We start from the raw sequence: 23,347 nt of genomic DNA on the forward strand, positions 1-23,347 counted from the left end.
TATACGGCGGCGTATATGCGACCGGCCGGGTGCCGCAGGACTCAGAAGCGCACGTCGGGTCGCATCCCCTCGGCGATCCGTACACCCTGACGGATGGTGCGCCCCGAATGTGACAGGGCAACACCCAAACAGCCTCACCAAATCAACCCGAGCACGCCAAAACCGCCCGGGTCACATCGCCACCACACGCGTCGACGGTCCGTTACGGTTCGCGGCGCCGGCCGTCGCTGTCGCGACGCTCCGTGCCGCCCGTGCCGCCCGTGCCGTCGACCCGATCCGCGCCGTGCGCCCGCAGCCACCCGTGCGTACGGGCACGCCGGCCACGACGTACCGCATGGGTCCTCGCCGGGCCGTCCGCGTGCCGTTTCAGGTAGGCGAAGGCGCCGATCAGGAGCAATGCCGGCACCGACACGGCCACCGCCACCAGGACCACCACGGGCGCGCCCGTGAGGATCGCGGCGATCAGCAGCCCGATCGAGGTGCCGGACAGCAGCAGCGCCGTCCACTTCACAATCGTCGGCCAATGCGGCGCGCCGATGCGCACGCCGGTGCCGAATCGACGGCGTTTCGGAGCCGGTACAGAGGGTGGGTCGTCGAACACGCGCAGCAGTTCGACCAACTGCTCGTCCTGCGCCAGGGATTCCTCCATGCGCGCGAGGGTGCGCCGTTCACGGCCCGAAAGCGAAGGTCCGCTCACCACATCCACCTCCCAGCCGGAGCTGCGGGGCGGGACCTGCCGACGGGGTACGCCCGACGATGGTCGCCGGGGCGAACCGTGCGCCGACCGGACCCACCGGCGGCCCGGTCTCGGACTCGGATCACTCACAGACGGGATCACTCACAAACGGTGAATCCCGATGACACCCCTGAGCGCGAGAACCAGCGCCATCAGGCACGCCACCGCACCGACGATCACGTTGCTGGTGATGGTCCGCGTGGTGTCGAAGGAACCGCTCACGGCCCAGGGTGCGACGATCGTCCACACACCGATGCCGAACGCCGCCCAGCTCATCGCGTGCGTGCGCTCGTAGGCGGACCCGAAGGCGCCCATCATCAGCAGCGCAAGCGCCACGCCGGTGATCAGGTTGTTCGTGGTCAGAGTCGTGAAGCCGTTGAACCCGACGATCCAGGGGGAGGCCGCCAGGTACACACCGCACAGCACGCCCAACGCTTCCGCGGCCTGCGCCACCGCACCGGTGGTGGCGCGTTCGGAACGAAGTCGCATGGTGATTATGTCGGGGTGCTGCTCTATCGATGGCGCTGTCGGTGTCGATGTCGACGTGGACACGTCCACCACCCTCTTTCCGAGAATCGCAGTCCCTTGGTTGATAGCCCTCCCACCTGCGACTAATCCGTTCAAACCTCAATATTTACCGACATTTCGTTCGACCCGATTGACACGGCCACTACATATCGAGAAAACTGGATGCGATCCCGCGCCCATCGGGCGCCCACCTCCCCGGAAGGCAGCCCGCCGTGGACCCCCTGGCCGTACACAAGGCGCTCGCCAACCCGGCCCGTCTCCGGTTCATGCAGTGGCTGAAGGAGCCCGCGAAGTACTTCGACGAGGACTCCTACCGACAGCAGGGCCTGGGCTTCCACATCGGCGTCTGCGTCGGCGACATCCAGTCCCGCGCCGGCCTGGCCCAGTCGGTGGTGTCCGGATACCTCCAGACCCTCAAGGACGCGGGTCTGCTCGAATCCGAGCGGATCGGCAAGTGGACGTACTACCGGCGCAACGAACGCACGATCGCCGAGTTCGCGGAACACGTCCGCACGGAACTCTGACCCGGACACTCCGGCCCGTCGCATGTACACGCACGGGCAAACGCATCTACATATCTCGATATGTAAAACCAACACCGACTGACAAGGCCACGATGAGAACCACCACCATCACGATCGCGACCCTCGCCCTCGGCGTATTCGGGATCATCACCACCGAGATGGGCATCGTCGGCGTGCTGCCGCAGGTGGCCGACCGGCTGCACGTCGGCACCTCGACCGCCGGCCTCCTCGTCGGCGCGTTCGCCCTGGTGATCGCGGTCTCCGGGCCGTTCATGACGCTGTTCGCGTCGCGGATCGACCGCAGGACCGTGCTGGCCTCGGCGATCCTGGTGTTCGCGATCTCCAACGCCGTGTACGCGCTCACCACCAGGTTCGACGTGATGCTCGCCTTCCGGATCCTGCCCGCCGTCGTCCATCCCGTGTTCTTCTCCGTCGCCCTGACCACCGCGGCCCGCCTGGTCCCCGCGGCGGACGCCACGCGGGCCACGACCCGCGTGTTCGCCGGCGTCACCGTCGGCTTCGCCCTCGGCGTGCCGCTGACCTCCTATCTGGCCGAACACCTGTCCCTGGAGGCGGCGTTCTGGTTCGGCGCCGCGATCAACCTGCTCGCCTTCCTGGGCATCCTGTGCTTTCTGCCCACCATGCCGGTCCAGCGTCGGTTGTCGTACGGCGCCCAGGTCGGCGTGCTGCGCAGTGGCCGGATGTGGCTGAGCATCCTGTCGGTGGTCTTCGTCTTCGCGGCGATGTTCTCGGTCTACGGCTACTTCGCCGAGTATCTGGACGAGGTCACCGGGATGGACGGCTCGTGGGTCGGCGCGCTGCTGATGGTGTTCGGCCTCGTGATGATCCTCGGCAACTTCGCCTTCGGCGCGCTGCTACGGCGCGACGCGACCCGCACCGCGCTCGCCTTTCCCGTCCTGTGCCTGGCCGTGTACGTCCTGCTCTACGCGGTCGGTCCGCACGTCGCGCCGATGCTGGTGGCGATACCGATCTGGGGCCTGGTGCACTCGGGCGGGCTGATCGTCGGCCAGGACTGGCTCGGGCGCGACGCGCGCGATGCCCCCGAGTTCGGGAACAGTCTGTTCATCTCCTTCTCCAACCTGGGGATCACCGCGGGCACCACGATCGGCGGCTGGCTGCTCTCCATCACCGGACCCCGGCAACTCGCTTGGCTCGGCGCCGGTTTCGCGCTCGCCGCGCTGGCCTGCATGGTGCTGCGGCTGAGCCTGGACCGGGTGCGGCCCGGTGTGGCGGCGCAACTGCCGGTGTGACGCGGGTGCGGTCGTTCGGGGTTTTGTGAGCGGTCGTGTGCACACTGTGCCTATGGAAAAGCTCTCCTTGGATGCCCAGGTCCGCGAACTGCTCAAGCTGGCCGCCACCGCCTCTACGGGGCGCAGCGCGCACACCGTGTACGGGGGACACGAACACGTGTTGCGGCAGACGCTGATCGCGCTGAACGCGGGGACCTCACTGTCCGAGCACGAGAATCCCGGCGAGGCGACCCTGCTGGTGTTGCGGGGACGGGTGGTCCTGATCGAAGGCGAGACGTCGTGGGAGGGACGGACGGGCGACTTCCTGGTCGTACCGAAGTCCCGGCACAGCCTGGACGCCCTGGAGGACTCGGCGGTGCTGCTCACCGTCGCCAAGCACGGGTGAGCGACGGCGTCGGGATCACGGCGCGGACATGCCCCGCACAGCGGCCGGCATCATGGCGGGCCCGGCCGACCCCCGGCCGTCCCGATCCCATGGAAGCAGGCCCGTACGTGACGCTGACGCATCTCTTCGACGTCGAGACGCTGCCCGTCGGCCCGTGGCGCAACGGGGGCGGCGACACCCGGGAGATCGCGTGCGAGGGGTCGGCGGGTCCGGGCGGCGACTCGGCGGACTTCGGCTGGCGGGCGAGCATCGCGACGATCGCCGCCGACGGGCCGTTCTCGCCGTTCCCGGGCGTCGACCGCACCATCACCCTGCTGGCGGGCGACGGCGTGCACCTGATCGCGGACGGCGGCGATGCGCCCGGGACCCCGCCGCTCGATCATCGGCTCGACCGCCCCGGCGTGCCGTTCGCCTTCTCCGGCGACCTGACGCTCCGCGCCCGCCTGCTCGGCGGCGGCGACGGCGACGGCGCGGTCCGGGTGCTCAACATCATGACCCGGCGCGGCCGATGGACCGCCGACGTGCGGCGCATCGACACTCCCGTGCCGCTGCCCGCCGGGCACGCCGGCGTGCTGTACCTGCTGTCCGGGCACGGAACGCACGGCGGCCCCGGCCCGGCGCTGCGACCGGGGCGGGGCCTGTGGTGGACGAGCGGCGCCGCCGACGAGGCGGCGCCGCTCGAACCCGGCTCGGTGGCGCTGTGGGCGGACATCCGCCCGGTGTAGCGCCGGTCGACCGTGCGCGTCGATCAGGGCATCGTGCGCAGGTGCGCCGAGATGGTGTTGGCCAGCGCGTACCCGGCGGTCGCGTCCCAGTTGACGGACCAGGTCATCGCGCCCCGGATGCCGCGCCAGGTGGTCGCGGGTCGGTAGGTGCCGCAACCGGTGCCCGACTCCAGGCAGTCCAGCGCGTTGTTCACCACGCCGGGCGAGACGTATCCGCTGCCCGCCGCGCGTCCGGTGGCCGGTACGCCGAAGGCGACCTGGTCCGGGCGCAGGCCGCCCTGGAGTTGGATGCACGCCTGCGCGGTGAGGAAGTCGACGCCGCCCTGGGCGTACAACTTCTGGTCGCAGCCGAACATGGTGCCGGAGTTGTAGTACTGCATGTGGACGATGGTCAGGATGTCCTTGATGCCCAGGGCGAGTTGGAAGTAGGCGGTCTGGGTGGTCTGCATGTCCAGGGTCTGCGGGGCCATCGTGATGATCAGCGAGGTGCCGCCCTGAGCCCGGATGGCGCGCAGCGCGGTGGCCATGTAGGTGGGGCTGACCCCGTTCTCCAGGTCGATGTCCACGCCGTCGAAGCCGTATTCGCGCAGCAGCGCCGTGGCGGTGCTCGCGAACATGTCGGCGGAGGCGTTGTCGCCGACCCAGACCGCGCCCAACTCGCCGCCGACGGACAGGATGACCTTCTGTCCCCGGGCGTGCATCGCGACGATGTCCGCCTTGAGGTCGGCGTTGGTGTAGCCGCCGAGCGCGGTGGACAGGCCCGGATCCACGCCGAACGTGATCGCGCCCCAGCGGCTGCGGTCGGCCTCGGCGAACGCCACCGCGACCAGGTTGTAGGACGTGGGCACGTCCCGCAGGCGCAGGTTCGTGGAGCCGTTGACGAAGTTGTGCCAGTAGCCGGTCATCACCCGTTTGGGCAGTCCGGTCGGGTCCTGGCCGGTGGGGCCGTCCGGCGCGGTGGTGGCGGTGACGGGGGCGGAACGCGCGGAGGATCCGGCGCTGTTGGTCGCGGCGACGGAGAAGGTGTAGCTGGTCTGCGGGGTGAGTCCCGGGATCTCGGCGGAGGTTCCGGCGACCGTGGCCACCTTGGTGTCGGCGCGGAAGACGTCGTACGAGGTGGCGCCGGGCACCGCGGTCCAGGACAGCGAGGCGCTGCGCGCGGTGGTGCCGGCGACGGTCAGGCCGGTGGGTACGCCCGGGATCGTGGTGGATCCGCCCGGGCCGACGAGCGAGACGTCGTCGGCGTAGTAGGCGGGCTGCCCGTACCAGCCGTTCAGGTAGATCGTGACGTTGGTGGTGTGCGCTCCGGTGTGGAACGTGGTGGTGAGCTTTTGCCAGGTGGTGGCGGAGGAGGTCCAGGTGGACACGTCGGTGGTGCCGGTGCCGCTCGCGCCGAGGTAGATGTAGGCGCCCTGGACCCAGGCGGATTGGGTGTAGTCGGAGTCGGGTTGTACGGCCACGGTCTGGCTGCAGCGGGCGTTGTCACCGCCGGCCGGGGTGGCCTGGAGGGCGCCGGTTCCGGTGTGTACGGGGGTGGTGGTCGCGCGACCGGTGCTGCCGGAACAGGTCCAGCCGGAGAGGCCGGTCTCGAAGCCGCCGTTCACCACGAGTTCGGCAGTGCCGGCGGCGGGCGCGGACGGGGCGAGGACGAGCAGGCTCGCCGCGGCCGTTGTACAAGCCGCGGCGAGGAGCGCGGCCCAGCGGCGCGGGCCGGGCCGGGCTCGACGCGAAGTCGGGGTATCGGCGGGGGTGTTGGGGGGACGTGGGGGTGCCATGGTGGTGTGCCTCCCGTACCGGCCCGGGCGGTTGCCTGCGGGCGTGGGTGTGCGTGGAGGGTGAACCCGGATCGGCGCCGCGTCGCCTGATGGGACGTCAGGCTCCCTCGGTGCGGGACGTGCGCAGGCCGTCCGGGCGCACCCGGAGGTGCCGGGGTGCCTGTGTGCAGGACGAGTTGACCGCCGTGACGGCGGAACTGTCAATAGGTCTGGACCAATTCGGGCCGGGCGGGAGGCGGGTGGGTGCCTGGACGCGGGAACGAAGGTGCGTGCGTGCGTGCCCTCGATCACCTGGGGCGGGTCGCGGAGCGGACCGAATCAGGCGAATTGGCCGGGCGTACGGCCCGCTCCGGGCGGGCCGGCGTAGGACTGGGTGATGGTCAGCCAGCGGATCGCCTCCGCGCCCTCGGCGCGCACCGCGAGGTCGGCGGGGTGCCGGCGGCGGGTGACCAGGAGGCAGAAGTCGAGCAGTGGGCCGGTCACCCGCTCCGTGGCGTCCTCGGGGCCGTGGGTCCAGGTGCCGCCCGGCTCGTCCGGGTCGATCAGTTCCACCCGGAACTCCCGCTCGGGTGGCCGCAGTCCGTGCACGGTGTAGGCGTAGTCACGGGCCCGGACGCCGAGTCGGGCGATGTGCCGGAGGCGGGTGGTGGGGGTACGGAGCACGCCCAGGGTGTCGGCGATGTCCTGGGTGTGCGCCCAGGTCTCCATGATTCGGGCGCCGGCCATCGACGCGGCGCTCATCGGCGGCCCATACCACGGCAGTCGGGCGCCGGCCGGCAGCGCCGCCAGCAGTTCCGGGACCGCGTGCCGGCCGTCCCGCCAGCGGGCCAGGATGTCCTTCGGCGGTGCCGTCGCGCCGGCTTCCGCGCCTCGGTCGACGAAGCCGTCGGGGTCGGCGGCGGCCACCGCGACCGCGCCCGCGAAGGCGGTGGGATCGGTCGCGGCGAGCCGGACCTGATCGTCGGTCCAGGCCAGATGGGCGATCTGGTGCGCGATGGTCCACCCGGGCGCGGGCGTCGGCAGCGCCCACTCGGCCGCCGACAACGAGGCGACGAGCCGGTCCGACTCGGCGCCCTCCGCGCGGAGATCGTCCAGCATGGCCGCGAGATCCACCATCGATGCCGTCCTCTCATCGCTCGCAGCGTCGCACCGCGGCGGGGTCGTGGGCAAGCACCGGGGATGGGCTCACCGTGGCGGCCCCTGCCCGGCGGCCCTGCCGGCGGCCGTCGCCCCGGCCGGACCCGCCGGCGCGGCGGGCGGGCGATGCGGCGGGCGCACGCGCGGCGGGCAGCCGATGCGTCGCGCGGCGGGCGGGCGAGCAGCGGGCAGCGAGCGGCGGGCAGCAGGTAGCGAGCAGCCGACGCGATGGGCAGCGAGCAGCAGGCGGCGAGCAGCGGCAGCGGGTGGCGAGCGGCCGGCGCGGTGGGTGGCGGGCGGCGGGCGGTGGGCGGCCGGCGCGGTGGGTGGCCAGCGCGGTGGGTGGCGGGCGGTGGGTGGCCGACGCGGTGGGCGGCGGGCGGCGGGCGGCCAGCGCGGTGGGCGGCGGGCGGCGGGCGGCCAGCGCGGTGGGCGGCCGACGCGGTGGGCGGCGGGCGGCGGGCGGCCAGCGCGGTGGGTGGCCGACGCGGTGGGCGGTGGGTGGTCCGGTCGCCGCAGCGACATGGGGGCCGCGTGAGCGTGTCGGGGTCAGACCGTCAGGAGGATCGCGCGGGCGTCCGTGTTGAGGGTGTGGCCGCCGGGGGCGGGGGCGACCGGGACCGGCCAGTGCACGTGGCCGCAGATGGTGAGGGGCGGCGGGGCGGCCCGGATGCGGGCGGCCGGCTCGGCGCGGCCCGGCTGGGTGGGCGTGGCGCCGGGTGGGCCCTCGTGCAGGATCAGCACGTCGGGGGTGGCGCCGAGGACGCGGTCGACGAGGGCGGTCTGCGCCTCCTCGGCCCGGCGGCCCGGCCGCTTCGGGTCGCCGATGATCCGACCCACACCGGCGAAGCGGACCCCGCCCACGTCGACGTGCGCGCCGTCGAGCAGCACGACGTGCGGGCCGGCCTCGGCCAGGTCCGCCGTCGACACCTCGTCATGGTTGCCGGCCACGCCGACCACGAACGGGCAACCGGCCGCCGCAAACGCCCACCACACGTCCCGGACCGCCCCGCTCGCGCCGCGCCGATCCGCCGCCGGCGCCGCGTACAGGTCGCCCGCCAACACCACGCCCACCCGCTCCGGCACCGGCGCCGACCCCTCCTGCGCCCACACCGTCAGGAAGTCGGCGAGCGCGACACCCAACAGCACCGGCGGCCCACCCCAGGGCGAGGGCGCGACCCCCTGGAGGTCGCCGGCGACCAACACCGCGTCACACCCCGCCGGCAGCCGATCCACCCGCAACCGCCCCACCGGCAACCGCGCCGCCTCGCTCCCGCCCCCGACCCGCGCCCGGCGATACCCGACCTCGGTCACCGCCTCCACCCCACCACCCACGATCCGCATCCCCGCACGGTAGTTCCCGGGCAGCAGTTCCCGAGCGGCATCGAAGGCGCGGCAGCGGCCTGGCTAGGCTTTCGGACATGCCGAACAACGACGGATACGAGCCGGTTTTCCGACGCAGCCGCCTCCGGGGAGGCCGCTACGTCTACAACGTCCACAACCCGGTGGGCCGCGTCCTGACCGTGCTCGCGCTGACCGTCACCGGCGTCTTCATGTTCCTGATGGCCACCCACACCGGACCCTTCGCCGACTCCCCCGCCCGGCCCGGACCGACGCTCCCGCAGAGCGGGTCGCACGCGCCGACGTCGGCCCGCTGAGCCCCTGAGCCCCCGGTCCCAGCAGTCCCAACAGCCCCCCTCCGGTCCCCTCAATCCCCCTCCTCACGCAACCGCCGGGCCCGCAACACCAGTTCCAGTTCGAAGCGGCGATCCGGCTCGTTCATCTCGTCGCCGAGCAGATCCCGGATCTGCCGCAGCCGATAGCGGACCGTCTGGGCATGGACGCCCAACCGGGCCGCGATCTCCGGTGCGCCGCCCCGGGTTTCCAACCACGCCAGCAGGGTTTCCTCCAGCCGGCGGGCGTGCGCCGGCGAGCAGCTGTCCAGGGGGGCCAGGCAGCGGCGGGCCAGGTCCTCGATCAGTTCCTCGGGCGGAAGCAGCACCAACGCCTCGGTGTGCTCCGTACATCGGATCAGCCGCCCCTCGGGCAGGTGTCCGCGCTCCACCAGACGCAGCGCCGTACACGCCCAGTGCAGCGACTTCGCGGCGTCGGCGATCGGCACCGACGGGCCGATCGCGCCCGACCAGCCCGCCATCGCCCGCCGCACCAGTTCGGGGCGTCCGGCCGTGTCCGGGTCGGGCAGGATCATCCGGGGCCGTTCGCACTCCATGTCCAGGAGCACGTCCCGCCCCACCGCCGGCGCCACCGCGTCCGGCGCGGGGCGCAACAACACGCCCACGGCGACCTGTTCGGGCACCGTCCAGCCGATGCGGGCGGCGTGTTCGGCCAGCGCGCTCGCGGGTTCGGTGCCGTATTCGGTGAGCAGCAGTTTGATCAACCGCTTCTGCGCCCACAGCCGTTCACCGACCTGGCGGGCCGCGGCCTCGGCGTAGCCGTGTACGGACTGGGCGACCAGGCCATCGAGGAACTCGAAGCCCGCCTCGGCGAGTTCGTACATCGCGGGAGGCGGGATCTCCACCCGCTGGCCGATCTCGGCCAGCCGCCGCCAGGCCAGCCGCACGCCGAGCCGGTACATCGCCTGCAACGAGTCGAGACTGCGCCCCTGGAGCACTTCGGCGCGGCCGAACAGCTCGAAGATCTCCAGGCGTTCGTGCCGCCGATCGCCGGTCGCGGCCAAGTGCTCGACGAAGTCGACGAGGGCGCGCCGAATGGCGACCAGCGCCATCGGCTCGCCCGACTCGTCCGGCACCAGCGGCACGCCGGGGTATTCGATCCGGATGTCGCGCAGGATTCCCTGCGCCAGTTCGGGTACCTCGGCCATGGCCAGATCGGCGAACCGCCGCAATTGCGGCCGGGGTACGTCCCGCCAGGCAGTGCGCACCGTCACCTCGCCCCTCCCTCGCGCCGGACGTCCGGCGCCGTCTTCGGGGACCGCCGGCCGATGCCGGACCGGACCCGTCTCCCGGCGTACGGGCTCGGCATCAGGGCTGCGCGGTCGGCGCCGGTGTCGGGTCGGTACGGAACGAGACGAGCGGCGAATTGGGTTGGTCGGGGGTGGAGTTCAACGCGGCGACGATCCCGAGCCCGGCACCCACGGCGAGTGCGGCGGCGAGGATCACGGTCGACCCGGCGGCGAGCAGTCTGTGCATGCTTCGACGAGCCTCTCGATCGGAGGGCACCCCGCCCATTCCCGTGCACCGGCTCTGTATCAGCACAGTGTGCGAGGTGTATTGACACTCCGTCAAGGGTGCGCCTACGGTTCCCGGCCTGGGACGGACCCGAGCCGACCTGCGTCGGAACCCACGCCGGAGCCGCCCGGAACCGAGACAGACGTGCACGTGCCCGAGGCCGAACGCCGTCAGGAGTGCCGGATGCGCCGCCCCACTTCGCCCCGCCCCACCTCGTCCCGCCCCTCGATCCCGTCCCTGCTCCTGCTCGGTGTGGGAGTGTTCCTGCTCGTGCTGGCCGCGATGCTGGCCTGGTACGTCGAACCACACGCCAAGCGCACCCCCGTCGACATCGACGACACCGTGGTCTTCGCCGGGAGCGGCAGCTATTTCGACACCGCCACGCTGAAACCGGTGGACGGAAAGACGATCACCGTGACCCGCCGCGTACTCGGCGACGTGGCGGAGGCCAAACGCAGCGGCCGCGCGGTGTGGGACGTGTCGACGACCATCGACACCCCCGAGACGCTGGCCTGGGGGGACCCACGCCGGTCGTACCAGTGGACGGTGGCCCGCTGGGTGACCGACCGCCGCACCAACGCCCCCGTGCACTGCTGCGGGGAGACGCCGCGGATCGAGGGCGAGGCGTTCCTGAAGTTCCCGTTCGACCTGGAGAAGCGGCAATACCGCTGGTGGGACGAGACCTTGGGGGCGGCGATCCCGCTGGACTACCGCGGCACCACCAAGGTTCTGGGGCATCGCGGCTACCGCTTCACCGGTACGGTGCCGGACACCCGGATCGGCGTACGCCAGGTCCCGGGCGCACTGGTCGACCTGCGCGCGCAGCCGCAGGTGCTCGCCGAGGAGTGGTACGCCAACGCGGGCGTCGAACTGGTCGTGGATCAGCGCACGGGCCGGGTGATCGACGCGAAGATCGCCCCGCGCAAGACCCTGCGCGCGCCCGGCGCGGCGACCGCCTCGGTGACCCTGCTGAGCAGCGACCGGATCGTCTTCACCCCGCAAACCCGGCGCCACCAGGTCGACTTGGCGCAGCGGGACGACCGCAAGCTGATCGCCATCGGGTGGATCGCACCGCTCTCGGCGGCCGGCCTCGGGGTCGTGCTGGTGACGCTCGGGGTGGTATTCCTGGTCCGAGGCCCGCGCCGCGCGTCCGGCGGCGCCGCGGCCGGCGGTACGGCCGACGGCCGCGACCCCGAGGGCGACACCCGTCCGCTGCCCGAACGGCACGCGGAACCGGCACCGCATTGACGGTTCGCGGCCTCACCCGGGAGCAAAATTGTCACCTCGGTGAGTAGCCGACCGGTGACGCGGTGGCGAAAACTACGAACTCACCCCGCACATCCCGCCCGTCCCGCAGCACCGGCACCGCCGTTCCCATCGCGGCGACCACGCAGCCCGTCCCTCCCCCGGATCCGGCCCGACCCCGCGCACCGAACGCTCGCTCGCTCCAGGACCGAGAACGAGACCGAGATCGAGAACGAGTTGGAGCTCAGATGCCCCAGCACGTGCCCGCGTTGCGTGCGGTGACGCCCGTATCGCCGCGCCGACCCGTCCCGCCCACCCGCTCGTCCAACCGTTCCCCGCACCCCCACCGCATCGTCTTCCTGGCCCGCCGCGACCTGGCCAACCCCGCCGCCGGCGGCTCCGAGCTGCTGGTCGACCGGCTGGCCGACGGACTCACCGCGCACGGCCACCGGGTAACCCTGCTGTGCGGCGGCCCGGCCGCCGACCGGGACTACCGGGTGGTCTCGGCGGGCGGCGACACCGACCACTACCTGCGCGCCCGTCGGACCCTCGATCGCCGGATCGGCGGCTGTGACCTGCTGGTCGAGGTGTGCAACGGAATGCCGTACCTGACCCCGCTGTGGCATCGCGGCCCCACCGTGTGCCTGGTCAACCACGTGCACACCGACCAGTGGGGCATGCGCTTCCCGGGCCCCGCCGCCCGGATCGGCCGGCGCCTGGAGCGCTGGGGACTGGCCGGCACCCATCGGGGCAACCTGATCGTCGCGGTGTCCGGCTCGACCGCCGCCGCGCTGCGGGAGATCGGCGTGCCGCCGGAGCACATCCGGGTGGTGCACAACGGTGTCGAGGAGCCCGCCCCGCCGGCGCCCACCTCGACGGAGCCGCTGTTCGTGGCCGTGGGCCGGCTGGTCGACTACAAACGCATCGATCTGCTGCTGCGGCTGTGGGAGCAGGTCCGGCCGGTGACGGGCGGTCGGCTGGTGATCGTCGGCGACGGTCCCGAACGGGATCGGCTGCGTGCCATGGCCGGGCCGGGGGTGCGCTTCACCGGCTGGGTGTCCGAGGCGGAGAAGCACCGACTCCTGTGCGCGGCCTGGCTGTTGCTGCATCCCTCGCAGGTCGAGGGCTGGGGTCTGGTGGTCACCGAGGCCGCGGCGCGCGGCACGCCCGCCGTCGGCTTCGACATCCCCGGGCTGCGCGACTCGATCGACGACGGCGTCACCGGCGTACTGGCGCGCGGCGAAAGCTCGTTCGCCGCCGCGTGGTGTGCGCTGGCGCTGGCCCCGAGGCGCCGCGAGGCGATGGCCCGCGCGGCGAGGCTGCGCGCCGCCCGCTACCGATGGAGCGCCACCGTCCGGCAGTTCCGGGCGGTGGCCGCCGAGGCGGCGGCGTCGGGGACCGGACGGAGCAGCCGGTGGTGATCGTGTGAAGGACCCGTCGTTGCGCCGGTCCCTCGCGCTGTTCCGCGCCTTCCGGCACGAACAGAGCGACCCGGACGGCTGCTACGGGCTGCTCGCCCGGGACGCCGCCGACCAGGTCGAGCGGCACATGCGGCTGCGCGGGCGGGTGGTGGTCGATGTCGGCGGCGGCAGTGGGCACTTCACCCGCGAGTTTCGTCGGCGCGGCGCGCACGGGTACCTCTTCGAGCCCGATCCCCGGGAGTTGGCCGCACGCGGCACCCCGCCCGAGGGCACGGTGCTGGCCGACGGCTACCTGCTGCCGCTCGCGGACGGGGTGGCCGACGTGTGCTTCTCGTCCAACGTGCTCGAACACGTCGCGGATCCGCGCACGTTCCTGAGCGAGTTGGTGCGGGTCACCCGCCCGGGCGGGTTGATCTACGTGTCCTTCACCAACTGGTACTCCCCGTGGGGCGGTCACGAGTGGGCGCCGTGGCACTACCTGGGCGCCGAGCGGGCCCGCACCCGCTACGCGCGCCGCACCGGCCGCGCGCCCAAGCACATCCTGGGCGAGAACCTGTTCGCCGTACACGTCGGCCCCACCCTGCGGTATGTGCGGGCCCGGCCCGACGTGGTGGTGGTCAGCGCCCGCTCCCGCTACTGGCCCTTCCTCGCCGGCACGGTCACCCGGATCCCCGGGCTGCGCGAGGTGATCACGTGGAACCTGCTCCTCATTCTTCGGCGGTGCCCGTGACGGCGCGGCCATCGCCCGACGCATCCGTCGGTCCCGCCGCCGGCTTTCCCGACGCCCGGTATCGCGCGCGCCCCGCAGGAGGCACCCGTGGCTGAGACGACCCTGTCCCTCCCTCCGGCCCGGCCCGGTCGCCCGCCCGCCGCGCCGCCGGCCGTCGAACCACCGGCCGAGCGGGTGCGGCATCGGGTGTGGGTGCCGGCGTTCTGGGTGGTCGTCCTGGTCGCGTTCCTGGCCAAGTCCCCCGGCAAGACCACGTTCGAGACCAAACTCGGCGTGGCCACCGACCCCTGGGACTTCATCGGCGACCTGGGCAGCCTGTGGCACGACCGGGCCGGCTTCGGCGGCCTCGCCGACCAGTACATCGGCTACGCGTTCCCGATCCTGCCCTACTACGCGCTCGCCGACCTGGTCCGGCTGCCCGTGTGGTTGGCCGAGCGGCTGTGGTTGTCGCTGATCGTCACCGCCGCCTTCTGGGGCGCGCTGCGGCTGGCCGAGGCGCTGCGGATCGGCACCGCGCGCAGCCGCCTGCTCGGCGCGGCGAGCTACGCGCTGTGGCCGACGTTCACCATCGTGATCGGCTCCACCTCGGCCGGCGTACTGCCCGGTGCGGCGCTGCCGTGGGTACTGCTGCCGCTGGTGTCCGACCGGCTGAGCCCTGGGCGTACGGCGGCGCGGTCCGCGGTGCTGATCCCGTTCATGGGCGGGGTCAACGCGGCCTCCACGCTGGCCGCACTGCTCCCGGTGGGGCTGTACCTGCTCAGTCGGCCGGCCGGGCCGCGCAAGTGGCGGCTGATCGCCTGGTGGGTTCTCGGGGTGCTGCTCGCCACCGCCTGGTGGGTGATCCCGCTGATCCTGCTGGGTGTGTACGGCGAGAACTTCCTGCCGTACGTCGAACAGGCCGACACCACCACGACGACCATGTCGGCGACCGAACTGCTGCGCGGCGCGGGCAACTGGGTCGCCTATCTCGACTTCGGCGAACCGTGGTTGCCCGCCGGCCGGACGGTGGTCGCCGCCGTGATCACCGTCGTGTGCTCGGCGTTCGCCGCCGCGCTCGGCCTGGCCGGACTGGCCCGCCGCGACCTACCCGAGCGGCGCTGGTTGACGCTGACCGTGCTGGTCATGGCGGCGATCGCGCTTGCCGGGTACGCCGGTTCGTTCGGCGCGCCGTTCCACGGCACGATCCGCGACTGGCTCGACGGCCCGATCCGGCCGTTCCGCAACATCTACAAGTTCCAACCCGGATTGGCCCTGGCCCTGGTGCTCGGCCTGGCCCACCTGGTCGGCACGACGAGCACCGCCGCCCGAGGCACCACCCCGCCGGCCCGGCACGGGCCGCGCTCCGGGCGCCCCTACGCGCCGCTGATCGCCGCCGTGCTCGTCCTGCCCGGACTGGCCTGGCCGTACCTCAACGGCACGATCCTCCAGCCCGGCGCCTTCAAGGAGTTGCCGCACCACTGGCACCAGACCGCCGACTGGCTCAAGCACAACTCCGCCGACAGCCGGGCCCTGGTGGTGCCCGCCACCGCGCACGGGCTGTACACGTGGGGGTCGCCGATCGACGATCCGCTCGATCCGCTCGCCGATTCCCCGTGGGCGCAGCGGGACTTCGTCCCGTTCGGCACGCCGGGGCAGCGCCGGGCGACGGACGCGATCGAGCAGGCGCTGCTCACCGGCGGTGAAGTACCGGGCCTGCGCGACTTTTTGCTCCGCGCCGGGCTCTACAACGTGGTGGTGCGCAACGACCTCGATCCGGACCAGATCGGCTACGTCCCGCCGAACGTGGTCGAACGCACCCTGGTCACCTCCGGATACCACCGGGTCACCGCGTTCGGTCCGGAGATCACCGGCGGGCGCATCCCGGAGAACACCCCGGTCCAGGTACAGGGCCTGTTCAGTCGCCGGCAGGCGGTGGAGATCTACGCGCCGCCCGCCGACACGCCGCGACCCGGCCGGGTCGGCACGCGCGCCGTCGCGGATACCGCGGTTCTCAGCGGCGGTTCCGAGGCGCTGTTGCAACTGTCCGCCGATCCCGGCATGCGCGACCGACCCACCGTGCTCACCGGCGACGACCACCCCGGCATCGACCGGCCGGGGGTACAGGTGGTGGCGGACGGACTGCGGCGTGCGGACACCCGGTTCGGGCTGGTGAACAACAACACGTCGTACACCTACACCGCGACCGAGCGGAATCCGTCCGACAGCACGCAGGCCGCCGGCGAGAAGCCGAAGCAGATCCTGCCGACGACCGGCACCGAGCACCAGACCACGGCGGTGTTCGCCGGCGCGAAGACGGTGACCGCGTCCAGCAGCGGCAACTGGCTGTTCCATCTGCCGCAGTTCGACCCGGTGAACGCGTTCGACGGCGACCCGAACACCGCCTGGACCGAGGGCAGCGCGGACGGGCCGGTCGGCCAGTGGGTGCGGGTGGCCTTCACCGGGCCGATCGATCTGCCCGACACGCTGCGCCTGACGCCGCTGGCGGGCAGCGCCATGCGCGCCGCGCCGACCCGGGTGCGGGTGGAGACCGAGCGGGGCTTCCGGGAGAGTTCGCTGCAACCGGACGGCACGGCGCAGAACGTACTGGCGCCGGCGGGCCGGGCGACCTGGTTGAAGATCACCATCCTGGGCGCGCAGTCCCCACGTTCGGGTCTGTCCGGCGCCGGATTCGCCGAGGTGTCCGTCCCGGGGGTGCAGGTCTCGCGGGTATTGCGGCTGCCCACCGACGCGGCCGGCGCCGCTGCCTCGACCCGGGTCTACTCGCTGCACCGCGACGAGGATCCCGGCGGGTTGTCCCCGGTGAACGCCGAGAACGGGCTGCACCGGCGGTTCGACACCGCCGCCGACGGCACATTCACCGTAGACGTGCGCGCCGCCGGGGTCACCGGAGCCGAGTTGGACCGGCTCGTGCAGAACGCGGTACCGGGCCGGCCGTCGGGCATCACGGTGACCGCCGAGTCGACCGGATACACCGGCAGTCGGCTCGACGCGCGCAATCTTGTGGACGGGGACCTGACCACCGCGTGGGTCGCGGGCGATCGACCCGTGCTGCATCTGAACTGGGGACAGCCCAGGTCCGTGGACCAGATCGTGCTCGGCGCGGCCGGCGGGTTGTCCGCGCGGCCCGAACGTATCGAGATCTCCTCGCCGTTCGGCTCGGCCACCGCCTCGGTGGACGAGAACGGCACGGCCCGGTTCCCCTCGATCTTCACCGACCGGTTGACCATCACGATCAGCAAGGTCGCGCCGCTGACCCTGCACAACCCGCTCGCCGACCAGCGGCTGCAACTGCCCGTGGGATTGAGCGAGGTCTACATCCCGGCGGTGGCCGACCTGCGGCAGCGGCCCGCCGATCCGGGGCAGACCTTCCAACTGCCGTGCGGCCAGGGCCCGACGCTGAAGGTGGACAACGTGCCGCACCCGACGAGCGTGTCGGGCACGGTGCGCGATCTGACGGAGCGTCGGAGTGTCCGGGTGCGGCTGTGCGACGGCGACACTTCGGGGGCCACGCTGTCCCTGCCCCGGGGCACGCATACGGTCGAGGCGGACAACCGGGGACCCGTCGAGATCACCGATGTGACCCTGACCGGCGGGCAACTGCCTCCCACGAACCGGCAGTCGGCGCGGGTGGCCACAGCCGTCGACTGGAGCGGCGACCACCGGACGGTACGCGTGGGGGCGGGCGAGGCCACCTACCTCCAGATGTACGAGAACCGCAACTCCGGCTGGAAGGCCACACTCGGCGGCAAGAAGCTGCGCCCGGTCCGGATCGACGGCTGGCAGCAGGGCTGGCTGGTCCCGGCGGGCGCGGCCGGCACCGTGCGGCTCGACTACGAGCCTGGCGGGATCTACCGGGGCGGACTGATCGGCGGCGCCGTGGCCCTGGCCGCGCTGCTCGCCCTGGCGTTCATCCGGCGGCGCGGTGAACTCCCGGTCGGGGCGAGCGAGTCGCGGGTCGAACCGCCCGCGCCCGGCTCGATCCTGGGTGTGGTGGCGCTGACGGCGGTGATCGTGCTGGTCGCGGGACCGTTGGCGCTGCTGGTGCTCGCGCTCGCGGTGGTGGCGCGTCGATGGCAACACCTGCTGGTGTCCATCGCGTTGGTGGCGATGGTCGGAGCGGGCATCGCGGCGGTCTCCGGAGCGGGCGAGCCCGTCGGCGCCGGCGAGGGCGCGTTCGGGCCGGCCGCGCAGATCCTGGCGCTGATCGCACTGATCGCGGCGCTGGTGACGGTGGGCGGGCCGGATCGGGACGGCGGGAGGGGCGGGGCCGATCGGGATGCCGGTGGGCCCGGGGGCGAGGCCGCGTCTCGCCACGACTCCGGGGAGGGGCACGGGAGTTTCGGGCTCTTCGGACCGCCGGAGCATGCCCCGGCCGAGCCGCCGCCGGGCCGTGCCGGGACCGTCTCCACGACCAAGTCCGAGGCTCCGCCGCCGGATCGGGACAGCGGCGGCGACCGGACCCGGCGGGACCCCGTCGTCGATCCCACGCACCGGAGCACCGGGCAGACGCCCGCCGGGGGGCCGCCCGATCGGGAGGCCGATACGGCGGAACTGCCCACCGTGGCGTCGGACGCGCGGCGGGCCGAGCCCGGGGAGGGCCATGACACGAAGCCCGGGCACAAGAAGACCGGCCCCGGGGCGACCCACCCCGACCAGTCCCACGCCGAGGAGACCGACCAACCATGAGCGCGGTGCGCCCGGCTCGGCGCGAGCACCCGGCCGAACCGACCCCGACCCGGATCCCGTTCCCGGTCGTCGACGAGGTGTCCCGGCAGTGTGTACGGCCGGGCGAGGCGATCTCGGTGCACATGGAGATCCGGCTGCCCGGACACCCGGATCCGGCCCGGCTGCGCCCCGCGTTCCGGGCCGCACTACGCACGCACGCCCGCGCGCTGGTCCGCGAGGCACCCGCGCCCTGGTACGCACGCCGCTACGCGTGGGAACTCACCGACGCCCCGGACGTGGAGCCGGTCCGCTTCCCGCCACCCGGGCCCGACGCGCTGGTCCGGGCCCGGGCGGCGGCGCTGGCCGAGGCGCCGCCGCTGGACCTGGCGCCGCCGATCCGGATCGAGGTGATCCGCTCGTCGCCGACCGCGCCCGGGTGTGTCCTGCTGTGCACGATTCACCACACCGCCCTGGACGGCCCCGCCTTCCTGCGCGTGCTGGCGACGGCGGCGGAACTCTACGGCGGCGCCGGCAACGACCCGCCGGCCGCGCCGCCCACGACGGATCGAGCCGCCGCCGGCGCGCCGCCCGACGGGCCCGGCCTCGACCCGGGCAGCCCGGCGGCCCGCTCCGCCCGGGTCGCGCCCGCGCCCTCGGCCGACCCGAACCGGCGCACGGGCAACGGCGTCCTGCTCGGCGAACTCCCCCTGCACGCCCGCCCGTCCCGCGCCGACCACACCGTCAACGACCGCCTCCTGGTCGCCACGTGCCTGACCATCGCGCACTGGAACCGCCTGCACGACGCACCGCTCCGACCGATCCGGATCACCATGCCCGTGGACGACCGCCCTCGCGGCCCCGACATGCCGATCGGCAACGGCACCCGCCTGGTCGACGTCTGCTTCGGCCCGCGCGAATACGCCCCGGAACACGACGGCAGGCACGCCGCACCCCCGAGCCCCGACCACATTGCCGACCTGCTGCGCCGCACCGCCCGCCGCACCCGCGAACTCCGCGCCGCGCGCCGACCCCCGCTCGGTCGGGGCGCCGCCCTGCTGACCGCGCCGGTACTGCCCGTCGGCGTGCGCGCCGCGTTCACCCGGGCCCTGGGCCGTGCGGTCGGACCGTGGACCTCGACCACCCTGCTCAGCAACCTCGGCCGCATCCCCTACCCGCTGGACTTCGGCGACGCGGGCCGGGCAAGCGCCGTGTGGGTGTCCGCACCCACACGGATGCCCAGGGGCCTGACCCTGACCACGACCGGCACCGCCGACCGCCTGCACGTGAGCCTGCGCTGGTCCCGAGCGCTGCTCGACGACGCGGCGGCCCGGCAGCTGTACGGCCTCCTGGACACATACCTGGCCACCGTCGCCGCCGCACCGAACCCGCCACCACCCGGAGGTGGTTCGTGATGACCGCCACCCGCCCCACCGGCCTGCGCGCGTTCTACGAGAACCCCGCCGTCCCGGTCGCCTCCGGCCCGGAACGCAGCCGCCGGCAGGCCGCCATGCTGGCCCGCGCGCTCGGCCCCGAACCGGCGCTGATCGTGGACATCGGCTGCGGCGACGGCTCGGCGGCGGCGATCGCCCGACCGCTGCTCGCCCGCCATACGCTGGTCGGCCTCGACTGGTCCCAGGACGCGCTGCGCCGCGCCGCGCCCCGGCTCGACCACGCCGTGCGCGGCGAACTCACCGACGGCGGGCTGCCGTTGGTCGACCGCGCGGTGGACGCGGTGATGTTCGCCGAGGTGTTGGAGCACCTGGTCGACCCCGACGCCGCGCTGGACGAGCTGCGCCGGGTGCTCAAACCGCGCGGCCACCTGATGGTGTCCACCCCGAACCTCGCCGCCTGGTACAACCGGGCGCTGCTGCTCGTGGGTGTCCAGCCGGTCTTCTCCGAGGTCAGCCTGCGCGGCATCCACGGCCGCCCGGGCACCGAGGTGGTGGGCCACCTGCGGCTGTACACCGCCCGTGCGCTCCGGGAGTTCCTGGTCGCGGCCGGCTTCGAGGTGGTCCGGGTCGCCGGCGCGCCCTTCCACGGCGTGCCCCGCCCGCTGCGCCCGCTGGACCGGATCGCCTGCGCCGCCCCCTCGCTCGCCTCGATCCTGCTCGTGCACGCGCGGCGGCGGTAGCCGTGTGGTGGGGCGTGGCCGCGGCGCTGCTCGCCAACGTGCTCTACAGCGGCGGATTCGTGCTGGAAAAGCGGGCGTTGAGTGGTCTGCCCACGCTCACCGTCGGCCGCCCGCTGCGCACGATCGGGCTGCTCCTGCGCAGTGCGCCGTGGCTGGTCGGCTCGCTCGCCCTCGCCGCCGGCTTCGCCGCCCAACTCGCCGTCTACCGCGCCCTGCCGCTCGCCGCCGCACAGGGCATCCTGGTTGCCGGCCTGGTGCTGCTGCTCGTGTTGTCATCGGTGGTGCTGGGCGAGCGGCCCTCCGCTCGGGAGCGCGCGGGCGTGCTCGCCGTCCTCGTCGCACTGGCGATGGTGGTCGGCTCGCTGCGGTCCTCGGACACCGTCGGCGACCACGCCCCGGTCGGCCGGCTCCTGGCCGTGTGCCTGCCGGCCCTGGTCGGGTCGGCGTGGCTGTACGCGGCGGCGGGCCGCCGGGCCCGGGATCCGGGTCGCCCGCCCGCCACCGGCGTCGAGTACGGCGTGGCGTTGGGCCTGCTGTACGGCGTGAGTTCGCTGGCGATCAAGGGCGTCTCCGGCCGAATGGGCACACACGACCCCGGCGGCCGGGTGCTGGAACTGCTTCGCTCGCCCTACCCGTACCTGCTCGTCGGCACCGGGGCGGCCGGTTTGGTGTTGTCCCAGACCGCGCTGCAACGGTGCCGGGCATCGTTGATCGTGCCCGTGTGCACCACGGTGTCCGCCCTGTTCACCGCCGTGCTCGGCAGTGTCGCCTTCGACGAGGCGCCGCCGCACGATCCGCCGCGGCTGGCACTGCGCGTGGCCGGCACGGTGCTCGTCGGCGCCGTCCTGCTCGTTCTGCCCCGGCACGACCGAGTCCCCGTCCCGGAAGAGGAGTCGCCCGATGGAACCCGACAATCCGCTGCTCCGGATCCTGGCCTGCCCGCTGGACAAGGGCCCGTTGACCCTGCTGGTCGCGGAGGACGCGTTGTACAACCCGAGGTTGCGCCGGCGCTATCCGATCGTGGCGGGCATCCCGCAGTTGTTGCCGTCGTCCGGCGTCCCGGTCTCCGACGACGAGCACGCGCGGATCACCCGCCGGAGCGCGCCGTGACGCTCGCCGCCCGGATCGGTCCCCGGGTGCCGCCGAAGCTGGTCACCACCGCCGTCGACGTGCTGTATCCGCGCTTCGAACCGGAGTTGCGCCGGCTCGCCGACTTCGTCCCGGCCGGTGGCACGGCCGTGGACGTGGGCGGCTGGTACGGGCCGTGGTCGCGGCGCTTGGCGCGGCGCGCGGACCGGGTGGTGACCGTGGAACCCGTGCCGCACCTGGCCCGGCTGCTCGCCGAGGGCGCCCCCGCCAACATGCGGGTGGTGGCCGCCGCCGCGGGCGATCGGGCCGCGGACACCGTGTCGTTGTGGTTGCCGCCGGGCGACCGGGGCGATCGGGGCGTGTCGTCGCTGGTCCGCCGGGAGATCCACGACCGGGCGCTGGAGGTGCCCTGCGTGCGGCTCGACGATCTGGAGCTGACCGGAGTGGTCTTCGTCAAGATCGACGTGGACGGCAGCGAATCGGCGGTACTGCGCGGGGCGGAGCAGATGTTGCGCCGCGATCGCCCGGCGCTGTTCATCGAGTTGGAGACGCGCATCGGGTCACCGGCGCCCGTGCTCGACCTGCTCGCCGAACTCGACTACGCGGGTTGGGTATTGCCGGGACGGGACTGGTTGCCGCTGGCCGGGTTCGACCTGGCCGGTCATCAGTCCCGGACCGCGCATGTGGCCGAACGCGGGTTGCTGCGCCGGACGTTGGCCCCGTTCAGTCGCCGCTACGTCAACTCGGTGCTGTTCCTGCCGAAGTCGCTCCGGCCCGGCGAGGGTTGATACCCGTCCCCGTCACAGCAGGCCGTGGTCGTGGGCGTAGATGGCCGCGTGGGTGCGGTCGCGCAGGCCGAGGCGGGACAGGATCCGGGAGAGCAACGCACGATGCGCGAGGAGATCGACCCCGACTACGACGGCCCCGAGGAGGCCGGTACGCCGTTCTGCCCGCCGAACACCATCGAGGGGTGCGACACCGATTACGTCTACGCCGAGCGGCCGGCCGCCGTGCACGAGGCGGTGGCCCGGCTGTCACTGAGCGGGAGGATCAAGCGTCCGCTGATCACCCTCCAGGGCACGCTCGACGCGCTGTTGCCGATCAGCCGCAGCGGTGACGTGTACGCGAAGATGGTCGACGACTCCGGGCGCGGCCGGATGCACCGCTACTACCGGGTCACCGGTGGGACGCACGCCGACGGGTTGTACCAGGGGCTGGAGCAGTTGGTCCGGCCGATGTCACCGTGCTTCGCGACGGCCTTCGACGCGCTGTCCGCCTGGACCACGCGGGGTACGCCCCCGCCGCCGAGCCGGACCGTTCCGGCGCCCGCGCCGGGCACCGACAAGGTCGACAGCTGCACGCTTTAGGTTCGGATCCCCGCGCGGCAGCGGGTACTTCACCACGGGCCACCCGTGCGGCGTCGTCGACGCGGCACGGGTGGCGTCCGGGTGTCCGCCCCGTTCGGCGGGCGCCGGGTCCGGCGCCTCAGCGGACGTTGGGATTGGTCGGCTCGCGCTCGGCGGTCGTGCGGACGGTGTCGGCGGCGCCGGGCGCGCTTCGTACCGCGCGGGCCGAGGTCTGCGCCGGCTGCGTCGTGTCGTCCTCGCGCATGGCCTTGGTCTCGCTCTTGAGGATGCGCATGGACCGGCCCAACGCCCGTGCGGTGTCCGGCAGTTTCCGGGATCCGAACAGGACGATCACCACGATCGCCAGGACCAGCAGGTGTCCGGGCTCCAACCCGTTGCGCAACATCGCCACTCGCCTACTTCCACGTCG

The 23,347-nt window shown here is 73.1% G+C and carries 23 protein-coding genes; 14 read left to right on the forward strand and 9 right to left on the reverse strand.

The genetic code is table 11. The features are described 5' to 3' along the window. Nucleotides 1-202 precede the first annotated feature (202 nt). Entirely contained in the window at nucleotides 203-649 is a 447-nt protein-coding gene (locus ACMXN5_RS37885) for a hypothetical protein (protein ID WP_439679448.1), read from the reverse strand. A gap of 189 nt (nucleotides 650-838) precedes the next feature. Next, the gene (locus ACMXN5_RS37890; protein ID WP_439679449.1) at nucleotides 839-1,288 is read right to left on the reverse strand and encodes an SPW repeat protein; all 450 of its coding nucleotides are present in this window, start codon (nucleotides 1,286-1,288) and stop codon (nucleotides 839-841) included. Between the two features lie 188 nt (nucleotides 1,289-1,476). On the opposite strand from ACMXN5_RS37890, the gene ACMXN5_RS37895 reads away from it, so the two are divergent. From ACMXN5_RS37895 to ACMXN5_RS37910, 4 genes are all read left to right on the forward strand, one after another. Then, on the forward strand, nucleotides 1,477-1,788 hold the full coding sequence (locus tag ACMXN5_RS37895; protein WP_380003787.1) for an ArsR/SmtB family transcription factor: 312 nt from the start codon (nucleotides 1,477-1,479) through the stop codon (nucleotides 1,786-1,788). Nucleotides 1,789-1,880: 92 nt separating this feature from the next. Then, nucleotides 1,881-3,059: an MFS transporter gene (locus ACMXN5_RS37900; RefSeq protein ID WP_439679450.1), complete on the forward strand. Its 1,179-nt coding sequence runs from the start codon at nucleotides 1,881-1,883 to the stop codon at nucleotides 3,057-3,059. Between the two features lie 52 nt (nucleotides 3,060-3,111). Next, nucleotides 3,112-3,444, forward strand: a complete 333-nt coding sequence (locus tag ACMXN5_RS37905) for a cupin domain-containing protein (protein WP_439679451.1) — start codon at nucleotides 3,112-3,114, stop codon at nucleotides 3,442-3,444. A gap of 107 nt (nucleotides 3,445-3,551) precedes the next feature. After that, nucleotides 3,552-4,169 carry a HutD/Ves family protein gene (locus ACMXN5_RS37910; RefSeq protein WP_439679452.1) on the forward strand — a complete coding sequence of 206 codons (618 nt, stop codon included), beginning with the start codon at nucleotides 3,552-3,554 and terminating at the stop codon, nucleotides 4,167-4,169. Between the two features lie 23 nt (nucleotides 4,170-4,192). On the opposite strand, the gene ACMXN5_RS37915 is transcribed toward ACMXN5_RS37910, so the two are convergent. The 3 genes from ACMXN5_RS37915 to ACMXN5_RS37925 all read right to left on the reverse strand — a co-directional run bounded on the left by ACMXN5_RS37915 (nucleotide 4,193) and on the right by ACMXN5_RS37925 (nucleotide 8,425). Continuing rightward, nucleotides 4,193-5,944 (reverse strand): chitinase, encoded by a 1,752-nt coding sequence (locus ACMXN5_RS37915; RefSeq protein WP_439679453.1) that lies wholly within the window; start codon nucleotides 5,942-5,944, stop codon nucleotides 4,193-4,195. A gap of 318 nt (nucleotides 5,945-6,262) precedes the next feature. Beyond that, entirely contained in the window at nucleotides 6,263-7,060 is a 798-nt protein-coding gene (locus tag ACMXN5_RS37920; RefSeq protein ID WP_439679454.1) for a TIGR03084 family metal-binding protein, read from the reverse strand. A gap of 570 nt (nucleotides 7,061-7,630) precedes the next feature. Next, nucleotides 7,631-8,425: a metallophosphoesterase family protein gene (locus ACMXN5_RS37925; protein WP_439679455.1), complete on the reverse strand. Its 795-nt coding sequence runs from the start codon at nucleotides 8,423-8,425 to the stop codon at nucleotides 7,631-7,633. Between the two features lie 77 nt (nucleotides 8,426-8,502). Between ACMXN5_RS37925 and ACMXN5_RS37930 the strand changes: the two genes are divergently transcribed. Further along, the gene (locus tag ACMXN5_RS37930; protein ID WP_439679456.1) at nucleotides 8,503-8,739 is read left to right on the forward strand and encodes a hypothetical protein; all 237 of its coding nucleotides are present in this window, start codon (nucleotides 8,503-8,505) and stop codon (nucleotides 8,737-8,739) included. Between the two features lie 50 nt (nucleotides 8,740-8,789). Here ACMXN5_RS37930 and ACMXN5_RS37935 read toward each other — a convergent pair whose 3' ends face one another. Next, the gene (locus tag ACMXN5_RS37935; RefSeq protein WP_380003777.1) at nucleotides 8,790-9,989 is read right to left on the reverse strand and encodes a helix-turn-helix domain-containing protein; all 1,200 of its coding nucleotides are present in this window, start codon (nucleotides 9,987-9,989) and stop codon (nucleotides 8,790-8,792) included. Nucleotides 9,990-10,083: 94 nt separating this feature from the next. Then, entirely contained in the window at nucleotides 10,084-10,251 is a 168-nt protein-coding gene (locus ACMXN5_RS37940; RefSeq protein WP_170222150.1) for a hypothetical protein, read from the reverse strand. Nucleotides 10,252-10,473: 222 nt separating this feature from the next. Between ACMXN5_RS37940 and ACMXN5_RS37945 the strand changes: the two genes are divergently transcribed. From ACMXN5_RS37945 to ACMXN5_RS37970, 6 genes are all read left to right on the forward strand, one after another. After that, entirely contained in the window at nucleotides 10,474-11,538 is a 1,065-nt protein-coding gene (locus ACMXN5_RS37945) for a DUF3068 domain-containing protein (RefSeq protein ID WP_439679457.1), read from the forward strand. A 245-nt stretch (nucleotides 11,539-11,783) separates the two neighbouring features. Continuing rightward, nucleotides 11,784-12,956, forward strand: coding sequence for a glycosyltransferase family 4 protein (locus tag ACMXN5_RS37950; RefSeq protein WP_439679458.1), 1,173 nt, complete (start codon nucleotides 11,784-11,786; stop codon nucleotides 12,954-12,956). A gap of 4 nt (nucleotides 12,957-12,960) precedes the next feature. Beyond that, nucleotides 12,961-13,686, forward strand: a complete 726-nt coding sequence (locus ACMXN5_RS37955) for a class I SAM-dependent methyltransferase (RefSeq protein ID WP_439679459.1) — start codon at nucleotides 12,961-12,963, stop codon at nucleotides 13,684-13,686. An 87-nt stretch (nucleotides 13,687-13,773) separates the two neighbouring features. Beyond that, on the forward strand, nucleotides 13,774-18,372 hold the full coding sequence (locus tag ACMXN5_RS37960; RefSeq protein WP_439679460.1) for an alpha-(1->3)-arabinofuranosyltransferase domain-containing protein: 4,599 nt from the start codon (nucleotides 13,774-13,776) through the stop codon (nucleotides 18,370-18,372). Further along, the gene (locus ACMXN5_RS37965; protein WP_439679461.1) at nucleotides 18,369-19,763 is read left to right on the forward strand and encodes a condensation protein; all 1,395 of its coding nucleotides are present in this window, start codon (nucleotides 18,369-18,371) and stop codon (nucleotides 19,761-19,763) included. The genes ACMXN5_RS37960 and ACMXN5_RS37965 overlap by 4 nt, the downstream gene beginning before the upstream one ends. Beyond that, nucleotides 19,763-20,482, forward strand: coding sequence for a class I SAM-dependent methyltransferase (locus ACMXN5_RS37970; protein ID WP_439679462.1), 720 nt, complete (start codon nucleotides 19,763-19,765; stop codon nucleotides 20,480-20,482). The genes ACMXN5_RS37965 and ACMXN5_RS37970 overlap by 1 nt, the downstream gene beginning before the upstream one ends. 202 nt (nucleotides 20,483-20,684) lie before the next feature. On the opposite strand, the gene ACMXN5_RS37975 is transcribed toward ACMXN5_RS37970, so the two are convergent. After that, on the reverse strand, nucleotides 20,685-21,044 hold the full coding sequence (locus ACMXN5_RS37975) for a hypothetical protein (RefSeq protein WP_439679463.1): 360 nt from the start codon (nucleotides 21,042-21,044) through the stop codon (nucleotides 20,685-20,687). A 338-nt stretch (nucleotides 21,045-21,382) separates the two neighbouring features. On the opposite strand from ACMXN5_RS37975, the gene ACMXN5_RS37980 reads away from it, so the two are divergent. The 3 genes from ACMXN5_RS37980 to ACMXN5_RS37990 are packed head-to-tail and all read left to right on the forward strand — an operon-like array spanning nucleotide 21,383 to nucleotide 22,938. Then, on the forward strand, nucleotides 21,383-21,592 hold the full coding sequence (locus tag ACMXN5_RS37980) for a Trm112 family protein (RefSeq protein ID WP_395799339.1): 210 nt from the start codon (nucleotides 21,383-21,385) through the stop codon (nucleotides 21,590-21,592). Next, nucleotides 21,589-22,359 (forward strand): FkbM family methyltransferase, encoded by a 771-nt coding sequence (locus tag ACMXN5_RS37985; protein ID WP_439679464.1) that lies wholly within the window; start codon nucleotides 21,589-21,591, stop codon nucleotides 22,357-22,359. Before ACMXN5_RS37980 ends, ACMXN5_RS37985 begins: the two co-directional genes overlap by 4 nt. 48 nt (nucleotides 22,360-22,407) lie before the next feature. Then, complete coding sequence (locus tag ACMXN5_RS37990) at nucleotides 22,408-22,938, forward strand: 3-hydroxybutyrate oligomer hydrolase family protein (RefSeq protein ID WP_439679465.1); 531 nt, start codon at nucleotides 22,408-22,410, stop codon at nucleotides 22,936-22,938. Between the two features lie 118 nt (nucleotides 22,939-23,056). Here ACMXN5_RS37990 and tatA read toward each other — a convergent pair whose 3' ends face one another. Then, on the reverse strand, nucleotides 23,057-23,323 hold the full coding sequence (tatA, locus tag ACMXN5_RS37995; protein WP_439679466.1) for a Sec-independent protein translocase subunit TatA: 267 nt from the start codon (nucleotides 23,321-23,323) through the stop codon (nucleotides 23,057-23,059). Between the last annotated feature and the right edge of the window lie 24 nt (nucleotides 23,324-23,347).

The sequence above is a fragment of the Embleya australiensis genome (assembly GCF_051903075.1).
Lineage (GTDB): Bacteria > Actinomycetota > Actinomycetes > Streptomycetales > Streptomycetaceae > Embleya.